The sequence below is a fragment of the Candidatus Marinimicrobia bacterium CG08_land_8_20_14_0_20_45_22 genome, from assembly GCA_002774355.1.
Lineage (GTDB): Bacteria > Fidelibacterota > UBA2242 > UBA2242 > UBA2242 > 0-14-0-20-45-22.
The window spans coordinates 1-5,904 of record PEYN01000144.1; the positions used below are offsets into that span (position 1 = coordinate 1).

At 44.6% G+C, this 5,904-nt stretch carries 7 protein-coding genes; all 7 read left to right on the forward strand.

Annotation, left to right across the window (positions count from 1 at the left end):
* Nucleotides 1–209, forward strand: a 209-nt coding sequence (locus COT43_08385; protein PIS27847.1) for a hypothetical protein, incomplete at its 5' end; no start/stop codon positions are given.
* Nucleotides 206–1,402, forward strand: a complete 1,197-nt coding sequence (locus COT43_08390; GenBank protein PIS27848.1) for a sensor histidine kinase — start codon at nucleotides 206–208, stop codon at nucleotides 1,400–1,402. The genes COT43_08385 and COT43_08390, both read left to right, overlap by 4 nt.
* Before the next feature lie 137 nt (nucleotides 1,403–1,539).
* The gene (locus COT43_08395) at nucleotides 1,540–2,001 is read left to right on the forward strand and encodes a PTS fructose transporter subunit IIA (GenBank protein ID PIS27849.1); all 462 of its coding nucleotides are present in this window, start codon (nucleotides 1,540–1,542) and stop codon (nucleotides 1,999–2,001) included.
* 8 nt (nucleotides 2,002–2,009) lie between these two features.
* Nucleotides 2,010–2,345: a hypothetical protein gene (locus COT43_08400; GenBank protein PIS27852.1), complete on the forward strand. Its 336-nt coding sequence runs from the start codon at nucleotides 2,010–2,012 to the stop codon at nucleotides 2,343–2,345.
* A gap of 46 nt (nucleotides 2,346–2,391) precedes the next feature.
* Nucleotides 2,392–3,657: a histidine--tRNA ligase gene (locus COT43_08405; GenBank protein PIS27850.1), complete on the forward strand. Its 1,266-nt coding sequence runs from the start codon at nucleotides 2,392–2,394 to the stop codon at nucleotides 3,655–3,657.
* 92 nt (nucleotides 3,658–3,749) lie between these two features.
* Nucleotides 3,750–4,712 (forward strand): TIGR01212 family radical SAM protein, encoded by a 963-nt coding sequence (locus COT43_08410; GenBank protein PIS27851.1) that lies wholly within the window; start codon nucleotides 3,750–3,752, stop codon nucleotides 4,710–4,712.
* 71 nt (nucleotides 4,713–4,783) lie between these two features.
* Nucleotides 4,784–5,904, forward strand: a 1,121-nt coding sequence (locus COT43_08415; GenBank protein ID PIS27853.1) for a restriction endonuclease subunit M, incomplete at its 3' end; no start/stop codon positions are given.

A 5,904-nucleotide genomic window follows, 5' to 3' on the forward strand; every position in this document is an offset into this window, starting at 1 on the left:
CGAACGGTTGGGAAGTTTCCATCGACGGAAAATCGACGGAAATCTTCCGCACGAATTATGTTTTGCGTTCGATTTCGGTTCCGGCAGGCGAACATGAAATCGTCATGAAATATTCGCCGTCTGATGTCAGAATCGGTCTGATTATTTCCTGTTTATCGTTAGCCATCGTTGGTTTTATCATGATCCGGTTCCGGAAAGAAAGGGCATGAAGAACGCAGTCTATCGCCACTCGGCGGACATCAAACGCATTTTATTTCTATTAGCGATCATATTGACATTCGCCCTGCTCAGATATTCGCAAAAAGTGGTCGAGCAGCTCCGAACCGATTCCGGCAATTTGGTGCGATTTTATGCCGAAGTTTATGCCAAAGCCGCGACGGATTACAACGCGCAGGATTTCAGCTTTATCTTCGATGAAATTATCAATAAAATCTCGGTTCCAATGATCATCTCCGAGAAGGAGAATTCAAACCCGACCGCGTGGAAAGGCGTTGATCTTGACGAAGAAGACCATTCGCCCGAGAATGTTGCCGCCGTTGCGGCGTTGATGGTTAAAATGGACAGCGAAAACCAGCCGATTCCATTGAAATACCAGGAATATACGCTCGGTTATATCCACTACGGCGACACGAAACTGATCCAGAAACTCCAGATGTTGCCATTTATCGAAATTTCCATCATCGCTCTTTTTATTTTCATCGGTTATATCGGATTTCACGTCATCCGTAGCAGTGAAAAACGCTCGATCTGGGTTGGTATGGCCAAAGAAACCGCGCACCAACTCGGTACGCCGCTGACGTCGCTTATGGGTTGGATTGAATTGTTGAAAGCCGACTCCTGCGCCAATGAAAACATCGATGAAATGTCAAAAGATATCATGCGATTGGAAAAAGTCGCCACCCGATTTTCACAAATCGGCTCCAAGTCGTCATTTAAAATCACTCCGATCAATCCGGTCATTCAGGAAGCGGTCGATTATTACCGAAGACGCCTGCCACAGTTGGGTCCATCGGTTCAGTTGACGTTTTCACCAGATGACGATTATCGCGCCAATCTTAACGCCGATCTTTTTTCTTGGGCGGTCGAGAATCTTGTCAAAAATGCGCTCGACGCTGTTCCAGAGAGTCTCGGGAAAATTACCATCACGACCAAAGCGATCCGCCACGGAAAATACATTGCAATTGACGTTATTGATAACGGAAAAGGAATTCCAAAGAAAAACCGGAAGAATATTTTTCGACCGGGCTACAGCACCAAACTCCGCGGTTGGGGACTTGGACTCAGTCTGACCAAACGAATCATTCAGGAATATCACCATGGCAAGATATTCGTTCTTGAAAGCAAACCGTTTAGCCAAACCATCTTGAGAATCGTCCTCAGGTCGGTCCCACGGAACGTTTAAACGCGCATATCAATTTAGATACTATTTCAGATATCATCACCACATCATGCATTTGGATTGCTTATCAAGTTTTACATTTACAAAATTGGTTTATTCTCTTATATTTACTATGTGTCGTTTGAAATAAGGATTTACAAATGGAAATTTCGCGGGTGTTGACCCCAAATCTGATAATCTATCCTTTGGAAGCAACCTCCAAAGAAGAGGTTATTTCTGCACTGGTGGATAGATTGTATGACGAAGGAAAAATTACGGATCCCGACAGCGCTAAAAAAGCCGTCATTGATCGGGAAAATCTGATGAGCACAGGCGTCGGTAGAGGAATTGCCTTGCCGCACGGTAAATATTCTGAAAGCGACGACGTCTTTATCTCCGTCGGGATTTCTCCCGAAGGAATCGACTTCGCCGCCATTGACAATAAGCCGGTTCACATTTTCGTTCTATTATTGACTCCTGAGCGTTTCCCAAGAAAACACCTTGAACCGCTGAGCAGATTCTCGCGCCTGCTGAATTCGACGAAATGTCGTGAAGATCTAATGAATGCAAAAACACCCGAAGAGATTGCCCAAATATTTTCATGTTATGACGCCGCTGTATAGGAGGTAATATGCCGTATTGTCCCAAGTGCAAATATGAATTCGTCGAAGGTCTTACCGTCTGTCCCGACTGTGGCGAACCACTGGTCGATCAGCTTCCCGAGGAAAACATAACGCCCGTCAAATGGGTTTTATTGACGACGCTTTCTTCTCCGGTCATCGCGGAGATGGTCCGCGGCGCTCTGAATAATCAAAATATTCCAGCGACAATTTCGTCAAATATCCTAACCAGCGGACTGCTCGCTCAATCGACTGGAACTGCCGGCGCTTATGCTAAAATCTTCGTCCCGGAAGAACACCTGAAATCCGCCAAACTCATCTTGTCTGGAATGGCCGACGCACAATAATTTAATTATCTTGATTTCATAACCCTTATCAACCAGATCCTCCGTTATGCAGTACCAAAATATTAAAGGAACCAAAGACATTTTACCGTCGGAATCCTATCAATGGCAATTTTTAGAAAAATATATTGCCGATTTTTTTAACAAAAATAATTATCAGGAGATTCGAACGCCCGCTTTCGAGATGACTGATCTGTTCGTGCGCGGCGTCGGTTCTGACACGGACGTCGTCTCAAAGGAAATGTATACATTTCTCGATAAAGGCAAAACCAGTTTGACTCTCAAGCCCGAACTCACGGCGCCGGTCATTCGTTCATTTATTCAAAACCGGCTGGACCAAATTTCAGCAATTACAAAAGTATATTATATAGATGCGCTTTTCCGGCAGGAGCGCCCCCAGAAAGGACGGCTGAGGCAATTTCATCAGTTCGGTATCGAAATCATCGGTTCGCCAAACCCGGAATCTGACGCAGAAGTCATCCAAACGATGTACGAATTTTATACGCAACTCGGCATTCGGGATATGAATATCCGCATGAACAGCATCGGCAGTCGCGAGAGCCGTAAAAACTATCTCGCACTCTTAAAATCAGAATTACTACCTTTCCTGAACGATTTCTGTCCGACCTGCCAGCAACGTTTTCAGACAAATATTCTCCGCTTGTTCGATTGCAAAGCCGAATCGTGCCAGCAAATTCTTGCCAATCATGCGCCGTCGATTTTAGATCACTTATCCGAAGATGACCGCGTTCACTTCGATGAAGTGAAACGTCTGCTCGATCTGACCGGCGTTCCTTATACAATCGATAATCGTTTGGTGCGCGGATTGGATTACTACACACGAACGACGTTCGAAATCACCAGTTCGCTCCTCGGCTCGCAAGATGCCATTTGCGGCGGCGGACGGTACGATTATCTTATCGAAGACCTCGGCGGAAAACCGACTCCAGCCGTCGGCGTTGCCTCCGGTATGGAACGTCTACTCCTGATCCTGAACCAAATCGGCGGGATTCCTAAGCCAGAAAAACCACTTCTTTACATCGTTTCGCTGGGAGAATCAGCTCGTCGCGCCGGTTTTGTTCTCACAGCGGATTTACGAAGAAAAGGAATCACCTGTGAAATGGATTTTCTCCGTCGCTCAATGAAATCTCAGATGCGCGAAGCCGATAAAAAGAACGCCAAATGGGTTGTCATCATTGGCGACGATGAAATCAATAAAAATATCGTGATCCTCAAAGACATGACAGTCGGCAGTCAAACTTCATTCGAGATCAAAATGGCTCCTGAAAAAATCTACCACTATATCAACCGGTGATTGTTCGCTTTGTCACCCGCCTTCCCTAACAATAAGCATACCAATGAATTCCCGACGTGGCTATTGTCCGCACCATTTCCCAGAAGGATTCTATGACTCTTCCTTTCCCTGTTGAAGAAAAATATTACCATTATAGCCGTTATCTGCATGAGCGCTTTCAGACGCGCGTATATCGCGTTTCGGTTGATGGCGGATTTACCTGCCCGACGCGCGACGGTACAAAAGGTTTTGGCGGCTGTCTGTATTGCAGTAACGACAGTTTCGCGCCCAAGCGTACGGAATCTCTGCCATCCATCACGGATCAGGTGAAAAACGGAATGGCGTTGATTCAACGCTTTCACAGAGCCAAAAAGTTTTTATGCTATTTTCAGCCTTATACTAATACTTACGCTCCAGTCGAGAAATTGGAAAGACTTTACCGCGAGGCGCTTTCGTTTCCTGATGTCGTCGGACTTTGCATCGGTACGCGCCCGGATTGCGTTCCGGAAGAAACCTTGCAATTGCTCGAAAACCTGAACAACGACTCATATATTTCCATCGAGTTTGGCATTGAATCGATCTATGACAAAACTTTACAATGGGTTAACCGCGGCCATGATTTCGCTCAAACGTGCCAGGCAATTCATGCGGCAAAGGCGCACGGCTTGCATGTTTCCGGTCACCTGATTCTCGGATTTCCAACGGAAACCTCGGAAGAAATGCTCGCGATGGCTGATGTTCTGAACAATCTCGAACTGGATGCGCTCAAGATTCACCATTTGCACGTCGTGAAAAACACCCCACTTGCCAAAATTTATGCCGAACAACCATTTCGCGTTTTTTCGGAAAGCGAATGGATTTCTCTCGTCGCTGATTTTCTCGAAAGATTGCGCCCGGATATTTGCATTCAGCGACTCTGCGGCGAAGCCAAGGCCGGGACGTTAGTCGCACCGGTCTGGCATTTATCGAAAAACGAGGTCATCGCTGGCATCCGGGACGAACTGACGCGTCGCGGTACATGGCAGGGATATTTATTCAATCAGAACCAGCCGAAAAATAAAAGCGCTAAACAATAAAAAGCGCTTGATTGATGTATAAGGATAAGTAATATTACACGTAAGAAAAAGGTGATTTGAAATTGAGTGAAATGGAAACAATATTCGGAAATGAAGATAAAATTCGTTCTTTAAAAGACGCCAGCCGGTGGGCAAGTAATTACCTAAAGAAAAACGTCACAGAATCCAACATTGCCTATTTAGTCAATTACGGACGAATCAGTAAAGCCAAAAACAATGGATCCTTATCCGTGGATATTTCCGAGTTGAAGAACTACTATGATTCGTATTTTGGTAGGCGCGAGATTCACTGGAAAAATCAATTAGGCGAAGACTTGAATTGGCATCTGAGTTTTGATTTTCTGAAGGAAGCCGACACAACAAAGCACGTTCACCGGCTTCATCCGTATAAGGGAAAATTCATTCCGCAGTTGGTTGAGTATTTTCTGGATGATCATACCGACGAATTCAAAAAGGAGGTGTTTTTTCACAAAGGCGACATTGTCCTTGACCCTTTCTGCGGAAGCGGGACAACCTTAGTTCAATCAAACGAACTTGGGATGCATGCGATCGGGATTGATATTTCCGCTTTCAACGCTCTGATAAGCAACGTGAAAATTGGAAAGTACGACCTATTTATTCTCCGGGAAGAAATAGCAAAAATCACAAGTTCGATTCGCGCATTTCATTTAAAGAGAAATATCCTTCAGTTCGATGCCGAACTTACTGAAACGCTATCTTTATTTGACAATGAGTTTTTCCCGTCTCCCGATTATAAGCAAAAAGTTCTGCGAAACGAGATTGATGAGAATTCTTACGGGCAGAAAAAGTCCGATGAATTTTTAGCGACATACTGGAAATTGATCCAAAAATATGGCATTACGTTAAAACAATCGTCCAACAGCAATTTTATCGAAAAATGGTATCTACAGCCGATTCGAGACGAAATTGATTTTGTCTTCACCCAAATTAAATCAATTCAGAACATCGAAATAAAAAAAGCGATCAGCATCATTTTCAGCAGGACAATCCGTTCTTGCCGCGCGACGACTCATGCAGATTTAGCAACGTTAATCGAACCTGTGACAACGACTTACTATTGTGCCAAGCACGGAAAAATCTGCAAACCACTTTTTACAATTCTCAATTGGTGGGAAAGATACAGCAAAGACACTATCGTCAGGTTATCTACTTTTAATAAGTTAAGAACCGA